Source organism: Corynebacterium sp. 335C (assembly GCF_053525695.1).
In genome coordinates, this window is sequence record NZ_JASTTB010000002.1 from 320,724 (window position 1) to 345,569 (window position 24,846).

The 24,846-nt window shown below is 75.0% G+C and carries 20 protein-coding genes, 2 tRNA genes, 1 other RNA gene and 1 pseudogene; 15 read left to right on the plus strand and 9 right to left on the minus strand.

Annotated elements, in window-relative coordinates; translation table 11 throughout:
- Positions 1-75: 75 nt before the first annotated feature.
- From QQS41_RS08455 to QQS41_RS08465, 3 genes are all read right to left on the minus strand, one after another.
- Positions 76-966 (minus strand): alpha/beta fold hydrolase, encoded by an 891-nt coding sequence (locus QQS41_RS08455; RefSeq protein ID WP_448852267.1) that lies wholly within the window; start codon positions 964-966, stop codon positions 76-78.
- Positions 963-1,970, minus strand: a complete 1,008-nt coding sequence (locus QQS41_RS08460) for a PfkB family carbohydrate kinase (protein WP_448852268.1) — start codon at positions 1,968-1,970, stop codon at positions 963-965. The genes QQS41_RS08455 and QQS41_RS08460 overlap by 4 nt, the downstream gene beginning before the upstream one ends.
- A gap of 175 nt (positions 1,971-2,145) precedes the next feature.
- A tRNA-Ile gene (locus tag QQS41_RS08465) sits at positions 2,146-2,219 on the minus strand.
- Positions 2,220-2,302: 83 nt separating this feature from the next.
- Here QQS41_RS08465 and QQS41_RS08470 point away from each other — a divergent pair.
- The 4 genes and pseudogenes from QQS41_RS08470 to QQS41_RS08485 all read left to right on the plus strand — a co-directional run.
- Positions 2,303-3,025 (plus strand): annotated as a pseudogene (locus QQS41_RS08470) (trimeric intracellular cation channel family protein); the annotation flags it as partial.
- A 596-nt stretch (positions 3,026-3,621) separates the two neighbouring features.
- Positions 3,622-5,115, plus strand: a complete 1,494-nt coding sequence (locus tag QQS41_RS08475; RefSeq protein WP_448852269.1) for a dicarboxylate/amino acid:cation symporter — start codon at positions 3,622-3,624, stop codon at positions 5,113-5,115.
- A 9-nt stretch (positions 5,116-5,124) separates the two neighbouring features.
- Entirely contained in the window at positions 5,125-5,976 is an 852-nt protein-coding gene (locus QQS41_RS08480; RefSeq protein ID WP_448852270.1) for a serine hydrolase domain-containing protein, read from the plus strand.
- 311 nt (positions 5,977-6,287) lie between these two features.
- Positions 6,288-6,959, plus strand: coding sequence for a DUF3145 family protein (locus QQS41_RS08485; protein WP_448852271.1), 672 nt, complete (start codon positions 6,288-6,290; stop codon positions 6,957-6,959).
- 17 nt (positions 6,960-6,976) lie between these two features.
- On the opposite strand, the gene QQS41_RS08490 is transcribed toward QQS41_RS08485, so the two are convergent.
- Both QQS41_RS08490 and aceE read right to left on the minus strand, forming a co-directional pair.
- Positions 6,977-7,339 (minus strand): acyl carrier protein, encoded by a 363-nt coding sequence (locus QQS41_RS08490; protein WP_448852272.1) that lies wholly within the window; start codon positions 7,337-7,339, stop codon positions 6,977-6,979.
- Between the two features lie 3 nt (positions 7,340-7,342).
- Positions 7,343-10,126, minus strand: a complete 2,784-nt coding sequence (gene aceE / locus QQS41_RS08495) for a pyruvate dehydrogenase (acetyl-transferring), homodimeric type (RefSeq protein WP_448852273.1) — start codon at positions 10,124-10,126, stop codon at positions 7,343-7,345.
- A 375-nt stretch (positions 10,127-10,501) separates the two neighbouring features.
- Here aceE and QQS41_RS08500 point away from each other — a divergent pair, with 375 nt between their 5' ends.
- From QQS41_RS08500 to QQS41_RS08510, 3 genes are all read left to right on the plus strand, one after another.
- Positions 10,502-10,882: a DUF3052 domain-containing protein gene (locus QQS41_RS08500; RefSeq protein ID WP_448852550.1), complete on the plus strand. Its 381-nt coding sequence runs from the start codon at positions 10,502-10,504 to the stop codon at positions 10,880-10,882.
- A 213-nt stretch (positions 10,883-11,095) separates the two neighbouring features.
- A tRNA-Val gene (locus tag QQS41_RS08505) sits at positions 11,096-11,167 on the plus strand.
- A gap of 76 nt (positions 11,168-11,243) precedes the next feature.
- The gene (locus QQS41_RS08510) at positions 11,244-12,179 is read left to right on the plus strand and encodes a CobD/CbiB family cobalamin biosynthesis protein (protein ID WP_448852551.1); all 936 of its coding nucleotides are present in this window, start codon (positions 11,244-11,246) and stop codon (positions 12,177-12,179) included.
- A gap of 116 nt (positions 12,180-12,295) precedes the next feature.
- Here QQS41_RS08510 and QQS41_RS08515 read toward each other — a convergent pair whose 3' ends face one another.
- The gene (locus QQS41_RS08515) at positions 12,296-13,360 is read right to left on the minus strand and encodes an SURF1 family cytochrome oxidase biogenesis protein (RefSeq protein WP_448852552.1); all 1,065 of its coding nucleotides are present in this window, start codon (positions 13,358-13,360) and stop codon (positions 12,296-12,298) included.
- A gap of 238 nt (positions 13,361-13,598) precedes the next feature.
- Here QQS41_RS08515 and QQS41_RS08520 point away from each other — a divergent pair, with 238 nt between their 5' ends.
- The gene (locus QQS41_RS08520) at positions 13,599-14,174 is read left to right on the plus strand and encodes a GtrA family protein (RefSeq protein ID WP_448852274.1); all 576 of its coding nucleotides are present in this window, start codon (positions 13,599-13,601) and stop codon (positions 14,172-14,174) included.
- A gap of 216 nt (positions 14,175-14,390) precedes the next feature.
- Here QQS41_RS08520 and QQS41_RS08525 read toward each other — a convergent pair whose 3' ends face one another.
- Complete coding sequence (locus QQS41_RS08525) at positions 14,391-14,873, minus strand: low molecular weight protein-tyrosine-phosphatase (protein WP_448852275.1); 483 nt, start codon at positions 14,871-14,873, stop codon at positions 14,391-14,393.
- A gap of 85 nt (positions 14,874-14,958) precedes the next feature.
- On the minus strand, positions 14,959-15,687 hold the full coding sequence (locus QQS41_RS08530; protein WP_448852276.1) for an HAD hydrolase-like protein: 729 nt from the start codon (positions 15,685-15,687) through the stop codon (positions 14,959-14,961).
- 102 nt (positions 15,688-15,789) lie between these two features.
- Here QQS41_RS08530 and cobC point away from each other — a divergent pair, with 102 nt between their 5' ends.
- The 7 genes from cobC to QQS41_RS08565 all read left to right on the plus strand — a co-directional run bounded on the left by cobC (position 15,790) and on the right by QQS41_RS08565 (position 23,490).
- Positions 15,790-16,920: an Rv2231c family pyridoxal phosphate-dependent protein CobC gene (cobC, locus tag QQS41_RS08535; protein WP_448852277.1), complete on the plus strand. Its 1,131-nt coding sequence runs from the start codon at positions 15,790-15,792 to the stop codon at positions 16,918-16,920.
- Between the two features lie 37 nt (positions 16,921-16,957).
- On the plus strand, positions 16,958-18,181 hold the full coding sequence (locus tag QQS41_RS08540) for a Nif3-like dinuclear metal center hexameric protein (protein ID WP_448852278.1): 1,224 nt from the start codon (positions 16,958-16,960) through the stop codon (positions 18,179-18,181).
- Positions 18,178-18,963, plus strand: a complete 786-nt coding sequence (locus tag QQS41_RS08545; RefSeq protein ID WP_448852279.1) for a zinc ribbon domain-containing protein — start codon at positions 18,178-18,180, stop codon at positions 18,961-18,963. The genes QQS41_RS08540 and QQS41_RS08545 overlap by 4 nt, the downstream gene beginning before the upstream one ends.
- Positions 18,960-19,781 carry a histidine phosphatase family protein gene (locus QQS41_RS08550; RefSeq protein ID WP_448852280.1) on the plus strand — a complete coding sequence of 274 codons (822 nt, stop codon included), beginning with the start codon at positions 18,960-18,962 and terminating at the stop codon, positions 19,779-19,781. The genes QQS41_RS08545 and QQS41_RS08550 overlap by 4 nt, the downstream gene beginning before the upstream one ends.
- Positions 19,782-19,980: 199 nt before the next feature.
- An RNA gene (rnpB, locus tag QQS41_RS08555) (RNase P RNA component class A) lies at positions 19,981-20,407 on the plus strand.
- A gap of 368 nt (positions 20,408-20,775) precedes the next feature.
- Positions 20,776-21,912, plus strand: a complete 1,137-nt coding sequence (locus QQS41_RS08560; RefSeq protein WP_448852281.1) for a hypothetical protein — start codon at positions 20,776-20,778, stop codon at positions 21,910-21,912.
- A 480-nt stretch (positions 21,913-22,392) separates the two neighbouring features.
- Positions 22,393-23,490, plus strand: coding sequence for a YbjN domain-containing protein (locus QQS41_RS08565; protein WP_448852282.1), 1,098 nt, complete (start codon positions 22,393-22,395; stop codon positions 23,488-23,490).
- Positions 23,491-23,563: 73 nt separating this feature from the next.
- Here QQS41_RS08565 and QQS41_RS08570 read toward each other — a convergent pair whose 3' ends face one another.
- Complete coding sequence (locus QQS41_RS08570; RefSeq protein ID WP_448852283.1) at positions 23,564-24,826, minus strand: esterase-like activity of phytase family protein; 1,263 nt, start codon at positions 24,824-24,826, stop codon at positions 23,564-23,566.
- Positions 24,827-24,846 lie beyond the last annotated feature (20 nt).

Below are 24,846 nucleotides of genomic sequence, written 5' to 3' on the forward strand. Positions count from 1 at the left end.
GGCTCCCGCGCGCGGCGCGCCGTCGTCACGCGGGTGATGCGCTGCGACGGGACCCGCCGGCGGCGCCCGCCGCCGTCACGCGGCGCGGGCGATGGAGCCGCGGATCGCGGCGGCGACGCGCGAGGGGGAGTCGAGCATGCCGACGTGGCCGACGCCCGGCAGCAGCTCCAGGCGGGCGGCGGGCAGCACGTCGCGGTGGCGGCGCCAGCCGCGCACGAGCGTGAGATCCGCGGTGCCCCACGCGCAGGTCAGCGGGGTGTCGTCGACCGCGTCGGAGAACGCGAAGTCGGTGTTCAGGCCCTCGTCGACCATGGTGTTGGCCAGCAGCCCCGCCGAATCGCGGACGACGGTGGCGTGCGGCACCCGCCACGGCCGGGCGGAGAACATGCCCATCATCGGGGCGCGCGCCGCCGGGATGCGCGCCAGCGTCGGCAGCAGCGGGCGCATGAGCTTCGCCGACGCGCGCAGCGCCTGGAACTGGCGGATGACGCGCAGCTGATCCAGGCGCCCGTGGAAGAACCCGGCGGGGTTGAGTCCCAGGGCGCTGGCGGCGTGGCCGCGCAGGGCGAGCTCCAGGGCGATGTAGCCGCCCAGCGAATTGCCGGCCAGGTGCGGGCGCTCGCCGTCCGGGGTGACCTCCGCGAGGAAGCCCTCCAGCGACTCCAGCACGGAGCCGACTACGTCGGGGCGCGCCGGCTCCGGGCTCTCGCCGTGGCCGGGCAGGTCGACCGTGACGACGCGGAAGTCGTCGGCCAGCAGCGGCACGACCCGCTCCCACGCGTCGCGGGAGTGGCACACGCCGTGGAACAGCACGACCGTGGGGCCCTCGCCGACGATGGTGCGGGCGAGCGCCGACGGGGCGGCGTCGCGGGTGGTGCCGCCGGGGCCGTCGCCTGCCGGATCGGTGACGGCGGGGCCGGCGTCGGCGGGGGCGGCGTCGACGGGGACTGCGTCGCCCCGGGTCATCGGCCGCCCTCCGGGATCTCGTCGGCCTCCGGGACGTCGCCGCCGGCGACCATCCCCCGCAGCACCGGCTCGTCGGCGAACGAGGCGGTCGCGCCGACCGCGCGGACGGCCATCGCGCCGGCGGCGGTCGCCAGCTTCACCGCGTCGGCCAGCTCCGCGCCGCGGGCCAGCTCCGCGGCCAGGGTGCCGGAGAACGCGTCGCCGGCGCCGGTGGAGTCGACGACGTCCTCCTCGGCCACCGTCACCGCCGGCTGGCGGCGGATGACGCCGTCGCCGCCGTCGACCTCCGCCCGCGCGTACACGCAGCCCTTCGCGGAACCGGTGATGACGACGGAGGCGCAGTACTCCAGCAGCAGCCGCGCGATGGCCGGGACGTCGCCGCGGCGCACGCCGGCGGCGGCGCCGAGGCCGCGGAGGACCTCCCACGCCTCGTCCTCGTTGACGATGAGCGGGTCGGCGCTGTCGATGAGCGCCGCCGACACCACCGTGACGGGGGAGAGGTTGAGGATGAAGCGGGTGCCGTGGAGGTTCGCCATCATCGCCAGCGCCTCCGTCGCCTCCGGCCGGAGCTCGCCCTGCGCCAGCAGCACGTCCGCGCCGCCGAGCTCCTCGACGTAATCCGACGGATCCGTCAGGGCGTTGGCGCCGGAGGAGACGAAGATGATCGGGTCGCCCTCGTCGTCGGTGACGATGAACGCGGTGCCCGTCGGCTCGTCCCACGACGTCTGCACCGACTCCACGTCGACGCCCTTCTCCGCCAGCTCCGCCAGCACCGCGTCGGCCGCCGGATCCTCGCCGACCGTCGCCGCCATGACGGAGCGCGCCCCGGCCAGCGCGGCGGCGGTCGCCTGGTTGGCGCCCTTGCCGCCGAGGGCCTTCTTCCGGTTCTTCGTGATGATGGTCTGGCCTGGCTGCGGGATGCCGTCGACCAGCACGAGGGTGTCCTGGTGGATGGAGCCGCACACGAGCACGGTCGGGGTATCGGGGCGCTGGAAACCTGCCATGCCCACCAATCTAGCGGGACCGCCGGGACCGGGCCGCCGGCGCCGGGGCGGGGGACGTCGTCACGCACCGCACCTGCGGCACGAAAACCCGTGCGGGGCGCGGGAGACGTGTGCGGCGGGGCGCGGGGACGCGCACGGGGCGTGCGCGGGAGGGCGCGCGGGGGGCGCGCGGCGGTGCCCCCAGCAGGGCTCGAACCTGCGACCAGCGGATTATGAGTCCGCGGCTCTGACCGACTGAGCTATAGGGGCCTTCGCATGAGTTTACGGCACGGCCCCGGCGCGGATGCGCGAACCGGGTGGCCCCGGCTTCCCGCCGCCCCGCGGGGCCTGCCATGATTCCGGTCATGGCAGTTCCCGTGATCGACCCCACCGTCTCGTCGATCTACACCATCCTCGACCTGACCGGCGTGGTCATCAACGGCGCCATCGGCGGCACCATCGCCCGGCAGCGCCGCTTCGACCTGGTCGGCTTCGGCTTCCTCGCCCTGTTCTCCGCCCTCGGCGGCGGCCTGCTGCGCGACACGTTCATGCAGAAGGGCACCCCGGCGGCGTTCGCCGACCCCACCTACCTGGGCTTCGCGCTCCTCGGCGGGCTCATCGCGTGGGTGGCGCACTTCGAGGGCCGATCGTGGGACGTCTTCTTCCGCTACGGCGACGCCATCGTCCTGGGCGTGTGGTCGGTGACCGGTTCGCTGAAGGCGATGACCTACGGGATGCCGTGGCCGTCGGCGATCCTGTGCGGCATGCTCACCGCCGTCGGCGGCGGCATGATCCGTGACATCGCCGTCGGCAACGTGCCCGCCATCTTCGGCGGCAACACCATCTACGCCACCCCGGCGCTGCTCGGCGCCTCCACGCTGGTGGCGTTCTACCTGCTGGACATGCCGACGCTGGGCATGATCATCGCGACCGTCGCGGGCGCCGGCGTCGCCATCGCCGCCGGCCACCTCAACTGGGTCCTACCGACCAGCCCCGACGTCGCGCCCGTCACCATGACGCGCCGGCAGCTGCGCCGGCTGCTGGCCAGCAAGCGGCGCGAGGGGGAGCGCGCCGGCGCCGCCCGCGAGCGGGAGCGGCAGCGCGAGCGGGAGGACGCGGAGCTGAGTCTGCGCGACGACGCGCGTGACGACGTGCCGGGCGGCGGGCCCGGCGGCGCGGGGAGCGGCGACCTGCGTGACGACGTGCCGGGCGGCGCGCGTGACGACGTGCCGCCGGACCCGCGGGAGGCCCCGGGCGACGGTGACGGCCGCACCGGCCCGGTTGTTTGACGTGCCCCCAACCGGGGATTAGCGTGGCGGTCATGTCCGCCGTCGATCAGATGCTGACGTCGTGCAGGTGGCTCGACCAGGGCCACCTCGCCAGCGACGCCTGTCGCTAGCAGGCCGCCCGGCCCCGCAGGGGCCCGGCGGCCCTCCGGCGCGCCCGCGGACAGCCAGGCGCGCCGGGCCGAAGGCGCCCCACGCGGCGCCCACCGCAGAACGCACCAGCGCGCATCGCCGACGGCACGCCCCGCGGGCCCCGGGCCCGGATGAACGAGGTCCGGAGGGCCCCGCACGAGGGCCGGTTCCCGCCCGGCGGGACCCCGCTCCCGCACGAGGACCGGCCACCCGCCCCGGTCGTGCGCGCGCATCCCCGCGAAAGGACATCCACCGTGACATCCACGGACACCGCACGCACGGCCGGCGACCCCGCACCCGGCGGCCGCCTGCCCTCCTGGGCCACCAGCTTCGGCGCCCAGGTCATCTACGGCCTCATCATCGGCCTGATCCTCGGATTCATCGCCCGCGGCATGGGGGAGGGCAACTGGCTCGGCTCCCTGCTCGACTTCACCGGCTCCACCTACGTGGACCTGCTGAAGCTCATGGTCCCGCCGCTCATCGTCGCGGCGGTCATCACCTCCGTCGCCAACCTGCGCAAGGTCGCCAACGCCGCGCGCCTGGCCGTCTCCACGCTGGTGTGGTTCGCGGTAACCGCGTTCCTGTCGGTGCTGGTCGGCATCGCCGTCGGCCGCGTCATCGACCCGGGCTCGCGCGCCGGCGTCGACGCGTCCGCCGCGGAGGCGCCGGAGAGCGTCGGCAGCTGGTGGGCGTTCTTCCAGGGCGTCATCCCGGACAACATCCTCGGCCTGTCGGTGAAGCTGTCGGAGGATTCCGCGTCCCCGTCGTTCAACGTGCTGCAGCTGCTGGTCATCTCCATCGTCATCGGCATCGCGGCGGTGAAGGTCGGCCGCCCGGCGGAGCCGTTCCTCGGCTTCATGGAGTCGTTTCTGTCCGTCATCCAGAAGATCCTGTGGTGGATCATCCGCCTGGCGCCCATCGGCACCGCGGCCCTCATCGGCCGCGCCGTGTCGGAGTACGGCTGGGACGCCCTCGGCTCCCTCGGCTGGTTCGTCATCGCCATCTACATCGGCCTGGCGCTGGTCATCGGCGTCGTCTACCCGGCCGTCCTGGCCTTCGCCGGCATCCCCGTCGGCGGGTTCTTCCGCCGCGTCTGGCCGGTGACCTCCCTCGGCTTCGTCACCCGCTCCTCCATGGGCGTCATGCCGATCACGCAGCGCGTGACGGAGCGCCGCATGGGCGTGCCCCGCGCCTACGCCTCCTTCGCCGTGCCGCTGGGCGCGACGACGAAGATGGACGGCTGCGCGGCCGTCTACCCGGCCATCGCCGCCATCTTCGTGGCCTCCTTCTACGGGGTGCCGCTGGATCTGACGCACTACCTGCTCATCATCGTCGTGTCCGTCATCGGCTCCGCGGCCACCGCCGGCACGACCGGCGCGACGGTCATGCTGACGCTGATGCTGTCGACGCTGGGCCTGCCGCTGGAGGGCGTCGGCCTGCTGCTGGCGGTCGATCCGATCATCGACATGGGCCGCACCGCGGTGAACGTCACGGGCCAGGGCCTGGTCGCCGCCGTCGTCGCCAAGCGCGCCGGCATCCTCGACCAGCCGACGTGGGACCGCGGCGCGGACGCGGACCTCGACGCCGACGATGAGGCGCACGACGCCGCCGTCGCGCAGCGCGATGAGCGTGACGACGTCGCCCGCGTCCCCGCCGGCGCCGTCCACGATCCCGGCGCCGGCGCCGACCACGGCGCCGGCCGGGGCGCCACCGCCGCCGACCCGGGCGCCCCGCGCGGGGCCCGGTAGCCTGGCCCCATGAGCGAGACCCCGACGATCCCCGAGCTCCTCGACGGCCTCGGCGACTGGCCCGCGGACCAGGTCGCCGCGGCGGTGCGGTCCGATGACGGCACGTGGACGACCCACGGCGACGTCGACCGGACGATGGCGCTGGCCAGCGTGACGAAGCTGCTGAGCGCCCACGCCCTCCTCGTCGCCGTGGAGGAGGGGGTCTTCGGCCTCGACGACCCGGCGGGGCCGGAGGGCTCCACGGTCCGCCACCTGCTGGCGCACGCCGGCGGCGTCGGCTTCGCCGACCGGGAGGCGGAGAAGGAGCCCGGCACCCGCCGCATCTACAGCTCCGCGGGCTTCGACATCCTCGCCGACATCGTCGCCGGGGAGACCGGGATGCGCTTCGCGGAGTACCTCCGGGCCGCGACGTTCGAGCCGCTCGGCATGTCCGGCTCGGCGCTGCACGGCTCCGCGGGCCACGCGGCCGAGGGGTCGGTGGCGGACCTCATGCGCTTCGTCGACGAGATCCTCGACCCGTCGATGCTGCACCCCGACACCGTCGCGGAGGCGCTGACGGTGCAGTTCCCGGGCCTCGACGGCATCGTGCCCGGCTACGGCCGGCAGCGCCCGTGCGACTGGGGCCTGGGCTTCCAGCTGTTCACGCACCCGGAGTCGAAGCTGGGCCTGTGGTTCGGCGAGTCCATGCCGGACGGCGTCGCCGGCCACTTCGGCCAGTCGGGCACCTTCGCCTGGCTGCACCCGGGCACCGGCCGCGCCGCGGTCGTGCTCACCGACCGGCCCTTCGGCGACTGGGCCAAGCCCCTGTGGACCGACTTCAACGACGCGCTGTGGCGCGCGCTCGAGGCCGCCGGGGAGTAGGCGCCGCGGGGGCGGGGCCGTCGTGACGCGCGAGGTGGTGCGCGGGTTGATGCGTGACGACGGATGCCGCGCCGCCCCGGCGCCGGCGCCCCGGGGGAGCGCCGTCGGGGGTGATGGCGCGGGGGATTCAAGTGGCACTTGAGCGTTGCGGCGCCCCGTGCGCCACTTGCACACTGTCTGGCACCACCCGGCGCGGCGGCCCCACGGGCCCCGGCCGGACGGGCGAAGTGCGTAGGGGAAGACGACACCTCGTCTGGTGGCGGCCCCGCCGACCGCGGAGCCGCCATCCCGATCGACCCCCGGGAGCGACGATGCGCCCCACCGCCACCACCGGCGTCGCCTGGATCCACCGGGCGGCCCCCGCCCTCGTGCCGCACCTCGCGTGGGCCCTCGCCCGCGCGGGCATGGTCCGCGCCCGCGACGGCGCGCGCGTGACCCCCGCCGACTTCGCCGCCCGCCCCGCCGGCGGGCCGGGCGCGGGACGCGCGTGCCTGGAGCTCGCCTGGTCCGGCGACCCCGGCTCCGCCGGCCGGCTCGCCGCCGACCTGTCGCGCTGGCCCGACGTCGTCTTCGAGATCGCCGTCGACGCCCCCGCCGCCGCGGGCGACTCCGGCTGCGGCGAGCGGATCTGCCACGTGCCGGGACTCGGGACCTGGTCGGCGGCCACCGACGCCGCCGGCGGCGTCGTCGTGGGCGAGGACGCCCTGCGCGCCGCGATGCGCCGCGCCGCCGGCCGCGGGGAGGCGGCCCTGCGCGATGAGCTCGACGCCGTGCTGGGCACCGCCTGGGATGCGGCGCTGGAGCCGCTGCGCCCCGGCACCGCGGGCCACGACCCGGTGCCGGCGTGGGCGGGCGGGGGATGCGCGGCCGGCGCTAACGGGACCGGCGCCGCCGGTACCGCCGGGATCGACGAGGGCGGCGACGGCGATGACGCCGTCGCCGCCCCGGTCGTGCCGCTGCCCAGCCGGCGGGCGGTCATGTAGCCGGCGGGCGGGCCGCGTCAGCCGCGGCCGGCCTCCACGACGCCGATGACGTCGCCGAGGGTGCGCAGGCCCCCGACCGCCTCGTCCTCGAAGCGGACGCCGGTGGCCTCCTCGCACCGCACCGCGAGCTCCACGACGCCGAGGGAGTCGAACCCCAGGTCGTCGCGCAGATCGTCATCGGGGGAGGGGGCCTCCTCCAGGTCGTCCTCCGCGATGCCCGCGACCGTCAGCAGGATCGGAGTGACCTCGGCGCGGGCGCCCGACAGGCCGTCGAGCACCCCGTCGCCGCCGTCGCGGGAGGCGGCGCCGGACGCCGCGGGGGCGTCGTCCCCGGCGTCGTCCAGCATCGCGGCGAGCGCGTCGCCCAGCGAACGCGTCATCGCCTACTCCGCGCCGGAGTCCGGGTCGACGTCGGACTCCTTCTTGTCGACGTGCGCCACCGCCGTCGGGTCGGTGATCTTCAGCTCCTCGGCCGCCTCGGCGGCGACGGACATGTCGAGCTTGCCCTCGCGCGCCAGGCCCATGAGGGCCGCGACGGCGACGGACTCCGCGTCGATGTTGAAGAAGCGGCGGGCGCCCTCGCGGGTGTCGGAGAAGCCGAAGCCGTCGGCGCCGAGCACCGTGTAGTCGCCCGGCACCCAGTGGCGGATCTGCTCCGGCACGGCCTTCGCGAAGTCGGTGACGGCGACGAACGGGCCGTCGGCGTCCTCCAGCACGCGCTGGACGTACGGGGCGTCGACCTCGGCGCCCGGGTTGCGCAGCACCTCGGTCTCGCGGGCCAGGCCGTCGCGGGCCAGCTCGTTCCAGGAGGTGACGGACCAGATGGAGGCCTCGACGCCGTACTTGTCGGCCAGCAGCTCCTTCGCCGCGCGGGCGGCCTCCATGCCGATGCCGGAGGCGAGGATGTTGACGTGCTTGTCGCCCTCGGCGGCGTCGTAGAGGTAGATGCCCTTCAGCAGGCCCTCGACGTCGAGGTCCTCCGGCGCCGCCGGCTGGGTGATCGGCTCGTTGTAGATGGTCAGGTAGTAGATGACGTCCTCGCCGCGGCCCTCGCCGTACATCCGGTCGATGCCCTCGCGGATGATGTAGGCGGCCTCGTAGGCGAACGCCGGGTCGTAGGACACGACCGCCGGGTTCGTCGACGCCAGCACCGGGGAGTGGCCGTCCATGTGCTGCAGGCCCTCGCCGGTCAGCGTGGTGCGGCCGGCGGTGGCGCCGAGCAGGAAGCCGCGGGCGCACTGGTCGCCCGCCAGCCACATGGAGTCGCCGGTGCGCTGGAAGCCGAACATCGAGTAGAAGATGTACAGCGGGATCATCGCCTCGCCGTGGGTGGCGTAGGACGTGCCCGCGGCGACGAACGACGCCATGGAGCCGGCCTCGGAGATGCCCTCGTGCAGGATCTGGCCGTCCACGGCCTCCTTGTACGACAGCATCAGGTCGTGGTCGACCGGCGTGTAGTTCTGGCCGTGCGGGTTGTAGATCTTCAGCGTCGGGAACCAGGAGTCCATGCCGAAGGTGCGGGCCTCGTCCGGGATGATCGGCACGAACCGCTTCTTCAGGTCCTTGTCGCGCATGAGGTCCTTGAAGATGCGCACGGCGGCCATGGTGGTGGCGACCTTCTGCTTGCCGGAGCCCTTCAGTATGTTCTTCAGGGCGTCCATGCCGGGCACCTGCAGCGGCTCGTAGGAGGTGCGGCGCTCCGGCAGGAAGCCGCCGAGCTCCTCGCGGCGCTTCTTGAGGTACTTGACCTCCTCCGAGTCGGCGCCCGGGTGGTAGTACGGCGGCAGGTACGGGTCCTTCTCCAGCTCCTCGTCGGAGATCGGGATCTCCTGCTTGTCGCGGAAGATCTTCAGGTCGTCCAGCGTCAGCTTCTTCATCTGGTGGGTCGCGTTGCGGCCCTCGAAGGACTGGCCGAGGCCGTAGCCCTTGATGGTGTGCGCCAGGATGACGGTCGGCTGGCCCTTGGTCTCCATCGCGCGCTTGTAGGCGGCGTAGATCTTGCGGTAGTCGTGGCCGCCGCGGCGCAGCTTCCACAGCTCCTCGTCGGACCAGTCCTCGACGAGCTTCGCGACGTGCGGGTCGCGGTTGAAGAAGTGCTCGCGGACGTAGGCGCCGTCGTTGGCCTTGTAGGTCTGGTAGTCGCCGTCGCTCGTGGTGTTCATGAGGTGCACCAGGCGACCGTCCTCGTCGGCCTCCAGCAGGGCGTCCCACTCGCGGCCCCACACGACCTTGATGACGTTCCAGCCGGCGCCGCGGAAGAAGCTCTCCAGCTCCTGGATGATCTGGCCGTTGCCGCGGACCGGGCCGTCGAGGCGCTGCAGGTTGCAGTTGACGACGAAGGTCAGGTTGTCCAGCGAGTTCAGCGCCGCCATGTGGATGAGGCCGCGGGACTCCGGCTCGTCCATCTCGCCGTCGCCGAGGAACGCCCACACGTGCTGCTCGGAGGTGTCCTTGATGCCGCGGTCGTGGAGGTAGCGGTTGAAGCGGGCCTGGTAGATGGCGTCCATCGGGCCGAGGCCCATCGACACGGTCGGGAACTCCCAGAACTCCGGCATGCCGTGCGGGTGCGGGTAGGACGGCAGGCCGCCCTGCTCCCGCGATACCTCCTGGCGGAAGCCGTCGAGGTCGTCCTCCGTCAGGCGGCCCTCGAGGAAGGCGCGGGCGTAGACGCCGGGGGAGGCGTGGCCCTGGAAGAAGACCTGGTCGCCGCCGCCGGGGTGGTCCTTGCCGCGGAAGAAGTGGTTGAAGCCGACCTCGTAGAGCGGGGCGGAGGAGGCGTAGGTGGAGATGTGGCCGCCGACGCCGATGCCGGGGCGCTGGGCGCGGTGGACCATGATGGCGGCGTTCCAGCGGATCCAGCGGCGGTAGCGCTTCTCCATCGCCTCGTCGCCCGGGAAGTCGGGCTCCATGGTGGTGGGGATGGTGTTGACGTAGTCCGTGGAGGTCAGCGGCGGCAGGGCGACGCGCTTGGCGGTGGCGCGCTCCAGCAGGCGGAGCATGAGGAATCGCGCGCGCTCGGGACCCGCCGACTCCAGCAGCCCGTCGAGCGAGTCCATCCACTCGCGGGTCTCCTCGGGGTCGGCGTCGTGCAGGTACGACGCGACGCCGTCGCGGATGAGCGGGACGTTCGTGTCGTCCAGGGGGGCGGTGTCAGGCTTGTCGGCCATGTCTCCTCCTCGGTTCAGCGGGCGCGTCCGGCCGCCGCCGGCTCCGCGCGGTTACTTTCCCCATGGTACGGAGGGGCGCCGGGGCGGGCACGGATCGTTTCAGTGGCCGCCGTCACGGTGTTCGCCGGGCGCGCCGCAGCGTCTGCACGGTGGTCGGCGCCGGCGCCCGGGGAGGTGCCGCACGGGTGCGGGGCCGCGTCGTGACGGGGCCTTTTCCGCCCCGCCCCTTCCGCGGGGCGGCCGAGGCGGTAAACTTTCCCGGAAGAACCGAGAAAAACCGCCCGGGGAGGCCCGTCACGCCTCCGCCGGACGAACCTGTCGAGGAGGACGACGAACGTGGACGACGCCTCGGGCGCTCGCCGGGACATCCCCGGGATGCTGGATCTGGAGAAGGGCCAGCGGGTCCAGGAGGTCGGGTGGGACACCGACTGCGACAGCTCCATCAGCGAGGAGATCGAGGATTTCCTGGGTGAGGACCTCATCGAGGAGGACACCGACGAAGTCGTCGACGTGATCCTGCTGTGGTGGCGAGAGGAGGACGGCGATCTGTTCGACGGCCTCGTCGACGTCGCCCGCCCGATGGACGAGGACGGCTGCATCTGGCTGCTCACCCCGGGCGCGGGCCGCCCGGGCGTCGTCGACCCCGGCGTCATCGACGAGTCCGCCCAGCTGGCGGGCCTGACCGGCACGTCCGCCATCCGCCTCGGCGAGTGGCAGGGCAACCGCCTGGTCCAGCGCGGCGCGAAGCGCCAGTAGCGCCTCCGCGGCCCGGCTGCACCGGCGCCGCACGCCCGTGCGCGTCCCCGGCGCGGCACCCCGTTCATGGCGCCGCGGGAAGGCCGCGGGAGGGCCGCGTCCGCCGGGATGCGTTCCCCGGGGAACCCGACGACCGGGGCCGGATCGGCCCTGTGCTATGGTTTCCCGGTTCACCGCGAGGCGCCGCCCGTTCGGTTTTCCACCCGGTGACCTGCGGCGATAGCTCAGCGGTAGAGCACTGGTTTTACACACCAGCGGTCGGGGGTTCGAGACCCTCTCGCCGCACGATGGGAGCCCCGTCATGCACGGATCACGACGATCCCCCGCCCTCCCCGGCGACGTCCGGGCCGCGGCGCGGCGCATGGCGGGGCTCTTCTGCGGCATCGCCGCCGATCGGGCGCTGGGGGACCCGTCGCGCGGCCATCCCGTCGCCGTCTTCGGCACGTACGCCGGCCGGCTGCGCCGCGCCCTGTACCGCGATTCCCGGGCGGCGGGCGCCGTCTACGTCGCCGCCGCCGTCGTCCCGCCCGTCGTTGCGTCGGCGCTCCTGGCCCGCCGGTGGCCCGCGGCGACGCTCGCGGCCGCGACATGGGCGGCGCTCGGCGGCACGACGCTGGCGCGCACGGGGGAGCGCATGGCGCGCCGGCTCGACGCGGTCGACGGGGCGCGTGACGACGCCTCCCGCGCCGCCGCGCTCGACCGGGCGCGCGGGCTGGTCCCGTGGCTGTGCTCCCGCGACCCGGCGGTCCTCGACGCCGCCGGCATCGCCCGCGCCACGGTGGAGTCGCTGGCGGAGAACACCTCGGACGCCGTAACGGGCACGCTGTTCTGGGGCGCGGTGGCCGGAGCGCCCGGCGTCGTCATGCACCGCTGCGTGAACACCCTCGACGCGATGGTCGGCTACCGCACGCCGGAGTACCGGAACTTCGGGTGGGCGGCGGCGCGGCTGGACGACGCCGTCAACTGGGCGCCCGCCCGCCTGACCGGCGTCGCCACGGTCGTCGCCGGTCCGGACCGGCGCTCCGCGGTGCGGGCGTGGCGGCGCGACGCGGCGAACCACCCGAGCCCGAACGCGGGCGTGCCGGAGTCGACGGCCGCCGGCGCCCTCGGCGTCACCCTCGGCGGGGCCACGGCCTACGCCGGCGGGGTGGAGGAGCGGCCGCGGCTGGGCGACGGCCCCGCCCCGGACGTGCCCGACGTCCGCCGGGCGGTGCGGCTGACCCGCCGGGTGCAGGACGTCCTGGCCGTCATGGCGCTGACGCCGCTCGCCGCGGTCGCCGCCCTCGGCCGGCGGTAGCGGGAGCGCGCCGACCGCGCGGTGCGGCCGCCCCGCCCGGCCCCGCACGCGACGACGCCCGCGCCTCCGGGATGAACCGGGGCGCGGGCGTCGTCGTGGGCGCCGGCGGGGCCGCGTCAGAAGCGGTCGCGGCGCCGGCGGCTGCGCTGCAGGTCCAGGTTGTGGCCGGACTCGCCGTAGCGGCGGGCCATGCGGCGGGCGCGCTCGGCCTCCGCCTTCTCCTCCTCCGTCATCTCCGGCTCGGCGGCGGTGGCTGCGCCGGCACGTTCCGGCACGTCCTCGGCGGTGACGGCCGTGGCTGCACCGCGGCCGGCGTCGCCGCCGGACGCCCCGTCGGCCGGGGCCGCCGTCGCCGCGGGGGTTGCGGTGGCGGGGGAGGGGGCGTCGTCACGCGACCGCGCGCCCGCGGCGGCCCGGCGCAGGAACTCCTCGTGCTCCTCCTGCTCCTCGCGCTCCCGGCGACGCTCCCGCACCTCCGCGAACACGAACCAGATGACCGCGGCGGGCGCCGCGATGCCGAAGAAGATCCACTGGATGCCGTACGACAGGTGCGGGCCCGACGTCAGCGCCGGCAGCGGGATCTCCATCAGGGAGCCCGGCTGATCGGCGGCCAGCTGCAGCCAGTCGCGGCCGAGCTCCACGTCCAGCAGGTCCGAGATCTGCGCCGTGTCGATGCCGTAGACCTGGATCGGCCCGTCGCCGACGATGGGGTCGCGCTCCGGCGTCACCTCGTTGACCCGGGCGTAGGCGCGCAGCTCCACCTCCCCGGACGGGGCGGCGGGATAGTCGGGCACGCCGCCGTCGGTCGGGTGCGCCCACCCGCGGTTGACCAGCATCTCCCGGCCGTCGTCGGTGCGGAACACCGTCAGGGCCTGCACCGCCGGCGCCTGGTCGACGGGCCGGTTGCGCAGCACCACCTCCTTGTCCGGCAGGTACTCGCCGCGGACGATGACCCGCCGCCACTCGTCCTCCGCCCGGATCCCGCCGTCGCGGAAGACCTCGGCGGCCGGCACCGGGGGCGTGTCGAACGCCTCCTGCAGGTGGTGGTTGCGGGCCTGCACCGCCTCGTTCTTGCCCAGCTGCCACGGCGCCAGGACGGTGAACGCGAGGTAGGTGAACGCCACCGCGACGACCGCGGCCAGCACCCAGCCGGGGGTCAGGAACGTGCGCAGTCGCTTCATCACGTCCCCCACTCTAGACCCGGCCCCGACATGGACCCGGGGTCGCCACCCGGGCGGGCCGGGCGCGGGGGAGGGGCGTGCGCGGCGCCCGCGCCACCGGCCCGGATTTCCCGGGTCGGGCGGGGCGCGGAGTAGAGTGGTCGGGAAGCTCCGGGGTCGACGGCATCCCCCGGAAAGCGCCCGGCCCCACCCTGCCGGGGCCGGCCCCGATGCCGCCCGAGACGTGGAGAAGTGACCCGTGACCGCATCGACGCAGCTGCTCTCGCCGCGCCACCGCCGCGTGCTGAGGCAGTTCATCCAGTTCGCCATCGTCGGCGGCACCGGCGTCGTGGTGAACACCGGCGTGGCGGTGCTGTGCCGCAAGGCCGGCCTGGAGTTCGGCGTGTCCGAGCACGACGCGTTCATGAACCTGCTGGGCACCCGGTGGAACATCCGCTGGTCGCACGTCTACGCGACCATCGCGTTCCTGCTGGCCAACGTGTGGAACTTCCAGCTGAACCGCTCGTGGACGTTCAAGGTGGAGCACAAGCCGAACTGGTTCCGCCAGTTCCTGCCGTTCCTCCTGGCGGGCCTGTCGGGCCTGGTGGTGAGCCTGGTGACCATCACGCTGCTCACCAACCCGACGTCGCCGCTGGCGCTGCCGGAGCACATCTTCGACGACTCCACCGGCCTGCGCACCCGCTTCTACTGGGCGAACCTCATCGGCGTGCTGCTGGGCACCCCGGCGAACTTCATCATCAACAAGCTGTGGACGTTCCGGCTGCGCGGCCGCGGCCGGCCGGGCCGCGAGCGGGTGGAGCTCAAGGAGCTCTGACCGCGACGCGTGACGACGGCGCCCCGGGGGTTTCCCGGGGCGCCGTCGTCGTGCGGGGACCGGCGTGGGCCGGGGTGCGCCGGGGTGCGCCGCCGCGTGCCGCGGCGCCGGGGCGACGGGAGGGCCGCGGCGGGGGCCGTCGTCACGCGGAGGAGCCGCGGCGCCGGTGACCGGGCCGCGGCGGGGGCCGTCGTCACGCGGACGACGGGCGGGAGGCTACGCGCGCTCGCGGATCCACTCGACGAGCGCCGGGGTGGCGGCCTGGATCTCCTCGCGGGTGCGGCGGAAGCCGTCCTCGGAGCCGTAGTAGGGGTCGTCGACCTCGGCGCCCTCGGGGGAGGCGGGGTCGAAGGAGCGCATGAGTCGGACGCGGTCCTCGGGGATGCCGCGGGCGATGAGCTGGGAGACGTGGCCGGAGTCCATGGCGACGTAGAGGTCGGCGTCGGCGTGCTCCGCGCCGAGCTGCGCGGCGACGTGCGCCGGGTCGTAGCCGTTGTCCTCCAGCTCGCGGCGGGCGCGGGAGTCGGCGGGCTGGCCGACGTGCCAGCCGCCGATGCCGCACGACGCCAGGCGGCACGCGCCGTCGAGGCCGGCCTCCTCGACCGCCTCGCGGACGATGATCTCCGCCATCGGGGAGCGGCAGATGTTGCCGCTGCAGACGAAGACGACGTACAGGCCGTCGGTGCCGGCGTCGGTCATGGGGTCCTCCTGTGCGTGCCGCGCGGGGTGTGCGCATGCGGGCTGTTCCGGGCGCGTCCGGGCGTTACCGGGCGCATTCGCGGGGTCACGCTACCGCATGGCCCAGCAGGGCGCGCACCCGGGCGTCGAGGTCCGCGGCGTCGGCGGCGACGGCCTCCGCGCTGGCGCGTTCCGCGCCGTCGCCGTAGCCCCAGCCGACGGCGACGGCGGGCACCCCGAAGGCGTGGGCGCCGTCGATGTCGTGGGAGCGGTCGCCGATCATGACGACGCCCGGCAGCGGCGCGATGCCCGCGTCCGCCAGGCGGGTGCCGTCGGGCGCGCCGCTGCGGCGGGCGGGCAGGCCGAGGACCCGCAGCGTGTGCTCCACGACGTCGACCTTCGCGGAGCGGTCGCCGCCGTCGTCGGCCGCGCCGATGAAGTCGAAGCCGTCCAGGACGCCGAAGCGGCCCAGCACCTTGCGGGCGAAGTGGCCGCCCTTCGACGTCGCCGTCGCGACGGTCCAGCCGCGGCCCCGCCACATCCGCAGCAGCTCCGGCCAGCCGTCGAACATGCGGGTGTCGGCCCAGCCGCCGCGGTGCTGCTGGGCGCGGTAGATGCGCAGCGCCTCCGCCGCCGTCGGCTCGTCCATGCCGAGCGACCGGAGGCTGTCGTACATCGGCGGGCCGGCGATGCGGTCCATGAACGCCTCGTCCGGCTCGGGCCAGCCGATGGCGCCGAGGGCCTCCCGCACCCCGGACTGGATGCCGGGCAGGGAGTCGCTGACGGTGCCGTCGACGTCGACGAGCACGGTGGGCGGGTACGGCGCGGTTGTCATGTCCCCAGTATGGATCGGCGGGCGCGCGGGCGCGGGGCTTCGGGCGCTTCGGGTGCTTCGACGCGCACGGGCGATGTCGGGTGCCCCGCTAGTGTGACGCCCATGGAGGACCTGCTGCGCTACCACGGCGACGCCGCCGCCCGCGGCGCCCGGCTCGACTTCGCGGTGAACGTCCGCGGAGCCGCCCCGGGGTGGCTGCTGTCGGCGGTGCGGGAGTCGGTGGGGGAGCTCGCCGCCTACCCGGATCCGGGGCTGGAGGCGGAGGTCCGCGCGGCGCTCGGCGAGGTCCACGGCCGCCCCGCCGACGAGGTGCTGCCGCTGTCGGGCGCGGCGGAGGGGTTCGCGCTCATGCCCGATCTCCTCGCGCCCGGGCAGGTCGCGGAGGTGGTGCATCCGCAGTTCACGGAGCCGGAGGCCGCGCTGCACGCCGCGGGCGCGCGGGTGCGGCGTCTCGTGCTGGGGCGCCCGTGGGTGCTTGACGACGTCACCCGCCCCGCCCCCGCCCCCGATCCCGCCGGGGACGCGGCCGGGCTCGTCGTCACGGGCAACCCCGTCAACCCCGTCGGCGTGCTCCACCCGCGCGCCGCGGTGCTGGGGCTCGCCGGCCGCCTCGCGCCGGGCGGGACGCTGGTGGTCGACGAGGCGTTCATGGACGTCGTGCACCCCTCCGATCACCCGGGCGGGGAGGACCCGTCGCTGGCGGGCGGGCCGGGGGAGGTCCCGTCGTCACGCGACGGCGGGGGCACGACCGCGGACGGTGCCCCCGGCGCCGGCGTGGTGGTGCTGCGCAGCCTGACGAAGACGTGGTCGCTGGCCGGGCTGCGCTGCGGGTACGCGCTCGGAGACCCCGGGCGGCTGGAACGGCTGGCGCGGCGGCGGCCGCACTGGGCGATGGGCACGCCGCAGCTGCGGGCGATGCTCGCCGTCGCCGAACACGGCTTCGGCGCCGAGCTCGGCGAGCTGCGGGAGCGCATCCGCGCCGAGCGGGAGGACATGGCCGCGCTGCTGCGCGACGCCGGCTGGGAGGTCGCGCCGTCGGCGGCGCCGTTCCTGCCCGCCCGCCCGCCCGTCGCGGACGCCGACGCCGCGCGGGCGGCGCTGGCGGCCGAGGGCATCGCGGTGCGCCGCTGCGACACCTTCCCCGGCATGCCCGCGGGCTGGTGGCGCCTGGCGGTGCGGCCGTCCCCCGCGGTCGCCGAGCTGGTGGCGGCCGTCGCCCGCCTGCCCCGATAATGGGGCCACCCGACCCGACGACGACTGGAGGACCCAGGTGACCGACCCCCGACCGACCGTGACCGTGGCGGACGTGAGGAGCGCGATGGACCGCGCCTACCCGCCGCACCTGGCGGAGTCCTGGGACAAGGTCGGCCTGGTGTGCGGCGACCCCGCCGACGAGGTCCGCACCGTGGCGCTGGCCCTGGAGTGCACCGACGCCGTCGCCGACGCGGCCATCGAGGCCGGCGCGCAGATGCTCGTCGTCCACCACCCGCTGCTGCTGCGCGGGGTCAACAGCGTCGCCGCGGACACCCCGAAGGGCCGCATCCTGCACAAGCTCATCCGCGCCGGCGTCGCCCTGTTCGCCGCGCACACCAACGCCGACTCCGCCCGGCCCGGCGTCAACGACGTGCTGGCGGAGCTGCTCGGCGTCCGCCCCGGCGCGCCGCTGGCCCCGCAGGACCCGCAGCCGCTGGACCTCTGGGCCGTGAAGGTCCCCGCCGCCGACGCGGACGCGGTGAAGGAGGCGGTGTTCGCCGCCGGCGCCGGGGCCATCGGCGACTACCGGGAGTGCAGCTTCGACGTCGCCGGCCGCGGCCAGTTCCGCCCCGGCGACGGCGCGGACCCGCGCATCGGCGCCGTCGGCGAGCTGGAGCACGTCGACGAGCTGAAGGTCGAGTTCGTCGCCCCCGCCCGCCTCCGCCGCGCCATCCACGAGGCGCTGGTCGCCGCGCACCCGTACGAGGAGCCGGCGTTCGACGTCGTCGAGTCCCGTGCGACGGGCCTCGACCCGGAGCGCGCCACCGGCATCGGCCGCGTCGGAGAGCTGGAGACCCCGATGACCTTCCGCGAGTTCGTCGACCACGTTGGCGACCGCCTGCCCGCCACCCGCTGGGGCGTCCGCGGCGCCGGAGACCCGGACCGCATGATCCGCCGCGTGGCGGTGGCCTCCGGCTCCGGCGACTCGTTCCTGGACGCGGTGACGAAGCTGGGCGTCGACGCGTTCGTCACCTCCGACCTGCGCCACCACCCGGTCGACGAGGCGCTGCGCGCCGGCGCCCCCTGCATCGTCGACACCGCCCACTGGGCCAGCGAGTTCCCGTGGTGCGCCGCGGCGGGGGAGATGCTGGCCGACGAGTTGGGCGTCGAGACGCGCGTGCTCGACCTGCGCACCGACCCCTGGACCCTCGGCGCGGGCGCGGAGAACGGCGACGGGTCCGCCTTCGGCCCGGGCGCCTCCCTCGACGGCGGCCGGGTCTCCCCGGAGGAGGGGCGATGAAGCTGAAACCCGACCTGCAGGTCCGGCTGCTGGCCCTGTCGGAGCGGCGCACCCGCCTCGACGGCGCCTCCGCCCGCCGCGAGGCCCTGTCCGAGCGCGCCGAGCTGACCCGCCTGCTGGCCGAACGCTCCCGCGGCCGCGCCGCCTCCGCGTCGTCGTCGCTGGCGACCCGGGACCTCGACATCGAGCTGCGCCGCGTCACCCGCGAGCACGCCCGCCTGCTGCGCCGGGAGAAGGACGAGCGCGCGGCGCTGCGCACCATCGTCGAACCCCGCCGGCGCCGCGACGTCGAACGCGGCCTCCACGCCACCGTCCGCCGCCGCGAGGACGCCGCCGCACGGCTCCGCGAGCTGCAGGACCGCCGCGACGCCCACGCCCGCCACGCCGGCGAGGCCGTCGGCGACCTCGACGAGCGCATCGGCGCCGCCCGCCGCGCCCTCGGCGCCGCCGAGGAGTCGCTGGCCGCCGAGGAGCGCCGCATCACCGCCGGCATCGGCCGGCTGCGCGAGGGCCTCGACGCCCGGCTCCTCGCCCGCTTCGACCGCCGGGAGGCGGAGGTCGGCGTCGCCGCCGCCCGCCTCGACGGCCGCGTCTGCGGCAGCTGCTTCATGGAGCTGTCGCACTCCACCGTCCGCGAGCTCGACGCCCTGCCCGCCGACCGCATGCCCGAATGCCCCGAATGCGGCGCCTGGCTGGTGCGCAGCCCCGCCATCGCCGCCGCGGGCGCCGACGCCCGCGCCCTGCTGTCCGACGACCCCGCCCGCCCCGGAGGTGCCGCATGACCGACCGACACGACGACAGGGTTGCAGATTCCGCGGGTTCCGCGGGTGCCGACGGCTCGACGGGCGTCGGCTCCGCCGGCCCGGGCTCCGCGGGCGCCGACAACCCGGCGCGCACGGCGGGCTCGGCGATGGGCTCCGGCAACGCCGCCCCCGGCGCCGGCTCCGGCCGCACCGGCGGCCCCGGCTGGACCGGCGCCGTCGGCGCCCCCACCCGCCTGGTGCTGCTGCGCCACGGCCAGACGCCCATGAGCGTCGACCGCCGCTACTCCGGCTCCGCCTCCGACCCGTCGCTGACGGACCTCGGCCGCCGCCAGGCCCGCCTCGCCGCGCTGCGCCTCGCCGAATCCGGCTGGGACTTCGCCGGCATCGTCTGCTCCCCGCAGGCCCGAGCCCGCCAGACCGCCGCCTACGCCGCCGACGAACTCGGCCTCGACATCGCCGTCGACCACGACCTCCGCGAAACCGACTTCGGCGAATGGGAGGGCCTCACCTTCGGCGAGGCCCGCGCCCGCGACGCCGACGTCCACTCCGCCTGGCTCACCGACCCCGGGCTCGCCCCGCCCGGCGGCGAGGCCTTCCAGTCCGTCGACGCCCGCGTCGCCGACGCCCGCCGCCGCATCACGGAGAAGTGGGGCGCCCGCGACATCCTCGTCGTCAGCCACGTCACCCCCGTCAAGGCCCTGCTGCGCCAGGGCATCGGCTGCGGCTTCGAGCTCTACACCCGCCTGCATCTCGACCTCGCGTCGCTGTCCGTCGCCGAGTTCTACGCCGACGGGCCGACGTCCGTCACCCTCGTCAACGACACCGCGCACCTCTGACGGGGCGGCGCCGCACGGCCGCGCCCGGCCCGGCCCCGTGACGGCCCCGTCGCCGTCCCGCGCGCAGGCCCCGCGGCGGCCCCGCCGCAGACCCCGCGGACGACCCCGCGCGGCGGGGGCGGGGAGCCGGGGCGGGAGACGTCGTCACGCACCGTTTCCCGCAACACCCGCACCCTGCACTACACTCACCCACCGTGAGCGAGCCGGCCGGATGGCCGCGGCACGGGGACCAGCGCACCAGCGCCCGGCCCGGCGCCGAGGAAAGTCCGGACTCCACAGGGCACGGTGGTTGCTAACGGCAACCCGGGGCGACCCGCGGGACAGTGCCACAGAAAACAAACCGCCCGGCCACGGCCGGGTAAGGGTGAAACGGTGCGGTAAGAGCGCACCAGCGCCACGGGCGACCGCGGCGGCTAGGTAAACCCCACCGGGAGCAAGGCGAAGAACGCGCACCGGCATGGCGACATGCCGGTGCGGGTGCGCGGACGACCGAGGGCTGCCCGCCCGAGTCCGCAGGTACGCCGCTTCAGGCGCCCAGCAATGGTGCGTCGAGATGGATGGTCATCGCCCCGCGTGCGCGAAAGCCGCGCGGGGAACAGAATCCGGCTCACAGGCCGGCTCGTTCACCACTTTTTCTTTGTGCCGGGGCGGGGAGACGCACTGGAACAGGGATGCGACGCCGAACACAGCGTGACCTGGCGTTTTGGCTAGTACGGCGGCGAATCGTTCCTGCCCGGCGCCCGACTGCGGGGGAGAGATGCGGCTGGTTCCACCGCCGCTGTGGGGGTTAACGCCCTTTAGCGGGCCCAACACCTCAAATCGGGAGGCAAACCCCCAGGACCGATCGTGCGTCTGGCCCGCTAAAGAGCATTAACCTCGACCGCAGGGGCAGGAGGCGCTGCGATCGATTGGCTGCTGGAGCAGCGCGTGGCGGGAAATCCGTGAATCCGGCGGCAGGTGGAACCGTCTCAGGGGCCGCTGCGTCACATGGGGCATGGAGAACCAATCTGACATCGAACTTCGGAAGGCCCATCAGCCGAACGACCCCGGTGCATCCGTAGGACCCGGGAAGGCGGCCGGCTCGGCGAGCATCCGGGCCTGCCGGGACATCGAGTGGGCGCATCCCGCGCCGGCGGCGGCCAAGCCCGGCGTACCTGCACTGTTCCGCGGGCGCGACGGGGTCGAGCGGGAAGTGCTGCGCCGCAGGGCGCAGGCGGGAGTCCTCGTCCTCGTCGGCCGGAACGTCTACGTCGCATCCGAGGAATGGAACGGCCTGGACGAGCCGGCGCGCCGCAGGCTCCGGCACATCGCGGCCGGACTTGGCGCTCCCGGGTCGGTGCTCACCGGCCGCAGCGCCGCGTACGTCCACGGTCTCGCGGTGCTCGACGACGGGACGCAGCCTGTCGAACTCGGGCATTCGGGCGATCGACGGACCCGCGAGAAGGCCGGGATAGTCCGGAGGTGGCTGCGATGGGGAGGCGACGACATCGTGGAAGTCGATGGCGTGCAAGTGACCTCCGTCGCCGCGACGGTTGTGGACGTGGCCAGGTGGCACGGGTTCGCCGAGGGATTGATGGCGGCGGATTCGGCGCTGCGGCTCGGGCATTGCCGGTCGGAGCTTGCGCTGGCGGCCTGGTCGCTGCGTACCCCGGGGGTCGCCGCGGAGGTCGTCGCCCATGCTGACGGGGCGGTTGAGAGTCCTGGCGAATCGGCGGCCCGGGCGCCCCTCCTGCTGGGTGGCATCACCGGCATCGTGCCGCAGGTCAATGTCTTCGGGCCGGACAAGATCCTCGTCGGCCGCGTCGACCTGCTGTTGCCGAAGGAGCTCGTCGCCGTCGAATACCACGGAGGCGGGAAGTTCAGCGGAGCGTACGGCGACGGCGGCGACCGGTTCGCGGGCGAGTGGTGGCGGGAGCGCAACCTGCTGCAGGCGGGGCTCGGAGTGGTGCGGATCGGCTGGTCGGACGTTCAGGAGGGGCGTGTGTCGGACATGGTCCGGGAGGCGATCGCCGAGCGGGCCCGGATGCTCGCCGCCGGCGTCGGGTTCGCGGGATGGTTCCTGCCGAACGGGCACAGGTGGCCGGACGGCTTCACCACCCGGTCCCGGGCCCGGAGGGACGGTGCCGCGTGACGATGCGGGCCTTGCGTGGTCGTCGTGCCCGTCATGGCTGTCGAGGCTGGGCGGAACCGGGGCGGGGGCCGGGGGGTAACGCTCTTTAGCGGGCCAGACGCACGATCGGTCCTGGGGTTTTACCGCCCGATCTGAGGTGTTGAGCCCGATAAAGGACGTTAACCGCAGCGTATGCGAGGGGCCGATGGTTGAGGCCGGCCGTATGGGGCGTACGAGCGGGCGCAACGCAGGCGCCGCAACAATCCGCAAAGAATCTCATCCGCCCCATAGGTCACATCAGTGCCGCGGCGTCCCATGTATTACGCTGTACGGAAGTTGTTGCCCCGTCGCCCGTCGGTCACCGGCCGAAACGCCGCGACCGACGACGCGCAGGGCAGTCGATCGGCCGCCGCCACCCGCGGCGGTCACCCGGCGCCGGGCCCGCCCCGGCGGACGACCGACCCGACCGACCACCACCGACCCCCAGGTAGAGGAGCAGCCGTGGCCCCCACCGAAGCCCATCTCGCGGAGCATCCGCGCCTGGCGCCGTTCGGGCGCCTGCTGGACGACTGGGGCATCGCCTGGCGCGACACCGGCACGTCGACGGGCGACGCGGCCATCGAGTTCAGCGTCGGCGACTTCACCATCCTGCTGTCGTGGGCGTCGGTGCGGTCGACCTTCACCGTCGACGCGCGGTGGCGCGGCCTGGTGCCGGCGGACGACTACGCGACGGCCCTCGACTTCGTCACCGGCTTCAACGCCCGCCACGTCGCGCCGCGGGCCGTCGTCGACGCGGACGGCGGGTTGACGCGGGCGCAGGAGCTCGGCGGGCTCATCCACCTGTCGGCGCAGACGTACCTGCTGGCGGGTTCGGGCATCTCGGACGGTCAGGCTGAGCAGTTCCTGAAGCGGTCGCTGGTCGTGGTGGGCGACCGGTTCCGGCCGGCGTGCCTGGAGACGTGGCCGGGCGTCGACGTCGCGGCGGCGCCGTTCGAGGCGGATCCGAGGGCGGCGGCGGACCTCGCGGCGAACGCGGGCGACGCCGACGCAGCCGACGACGCCGACCTCGCGGACCTCGCCGGCGAGGCCGACGCCGACGACACCCCGACCGCCGTCTTCTCCTCCCTGCCGGAGGACTCGGGCGTGTCGATGGAGCTGCAGCCGCAGCCGGTCGTGCTGTCGGACGTCGTCCGCTACCTGACGGACCTGGGCATGCCGGACGTGCCGGTGGTCGACGACGCGGCGTGGATTGAGTCGCGCGGCACGGACGTCGACATCTACCTGCCGGGCGAGGGCACGGCGGACGCCGGTTTCCTGGTGTTCATGGCGCATGCGCCGCTGCCGCGCGAGTGGGAGGCGGATCTGACGCACGTCGGCCACCTGTGCAACGAGCGCAACGTCCGCACGGCGCTGACCACGACGACGGTGACGAATCTCGCGGGCGCCGGCCACGAAGGCTGGACGCTGGTGTCGACGGCCGCCGTCGACGTCGCCGAGGGCCTCACGAACGCGCAGCTCACCGAGGCGATGCGCGCGTGTCCGCAGACCGTCGGCCGCTCGGTGCGGTGGACGCTGGAGGCCCTGGCCGCCGATTCCTAGGCACCGGCCCGCGCGCACGAACGCCGACGGCGGCCCCGCAATCACCTGCGGGGCCGCCGTCGTCGCGTTTGCCCTACCCCGGCATCCCGACGGCGACGGCGTGCACGAGGCTGCGCTGCCCAGGGTTGAAGTTGTCGTCGGTGGCGATGAGCAGCACGCGCCGCCCGTCGGCGAGCTCCGGCCCCCACGCCATCGCCTCGACGTTGTCCACGTTCTCGCCGTTCGGGGACAGGTCGAGCAGGTGGTGCTTGACGACGGTCGCCTCGTCGCCCGTCAGCGCCGCCGCGGACAGCACGTCGTCGGCGCCGTCGGGCGTGACGACGGACAGCCGCCCGACCGTGCCCTGGCCGGGGATCCAGCTGCGCTCGAGGACGATGAGGGCGTCGTCGCCGGCGGCGAGGATCTCGCTGGCGCCGCGCTCGTCGGAGCCGGCGGGGACGCCGTCGAGGGGGTACACGTGCTCGGCGACCGGGGCGCCCGTGGCGACGTCCCAGATGGTCAGGCGGGCGGGGGAGCCGGGCTCCGCGGCGGGGACGGGGCCGTCCTGGGCCAGCGGGGCCTCGACGAGGGTGGCGGCGCGGCCGTCGCCGAGGAGCGTCAGGCCCTCGTAGGCGAGGTTGTCGCGGACGCCGCGCCCGTCGCCGGGCAGGTGGTGGGCGGGGACGTCGAAGCGGCGCAGCTCGCGGCCGTCGGCGCCGGCGGCGACGACTGCCGGGGCGATGCCGGAGTCGGCGCCGCCCTCGGAGGTCCACGCGAGCTCGCCGCCGGGCAGGACGCGGATGGACTCGGGGTCGACGGAGTTCTTCCCGTACGGCGCGCCGTCGGGGCCGGTCAGTGTGATGGCGCCGTCGACGGAGGCGCGGGCGGCGTCGACCGCCCCGGAGTCGTCGAGGGGGAGCGTGAGCTTGTAGGCGCGGGCGGGGCCGCGGTCGGCGCGGTCGTCCGACAGGGCCAGGTAGCGGTCGCCGCCGAGGTGCTCCAGGCCGGAGATGCCGCCGAAGGGAGCGTCGCCGACGGCGTCCGCGACGGCGGGGGCGACCGGCGCGCGGCCGAGGTCGATGGTGCCCAGGGGTTCGGCGGTCCAGCCGGCGGCCTGCGGGAACGCGGCGTCCGGGGCGGCGGCGCCGGGGCCGGGGGCGGCCGCCGACGGCGGGGCGGAGGAGCCGGGCGCCGGGAAGATGGCCGCCGCGGCGGCGCCGGCGGCGGCGACGGGCAGGATGGCCGCCGCGGCGATGACGGCGACGGCGGGGGAGGTCCGCCAGCTGCGCCGGACCGGGCGGGCGGCGCGGGCCGGGGTCGACGGGCGGGCGTGGTCGTCACGGGCGGTGGCGGGCATGCCCGCCATCATGGCGCCCG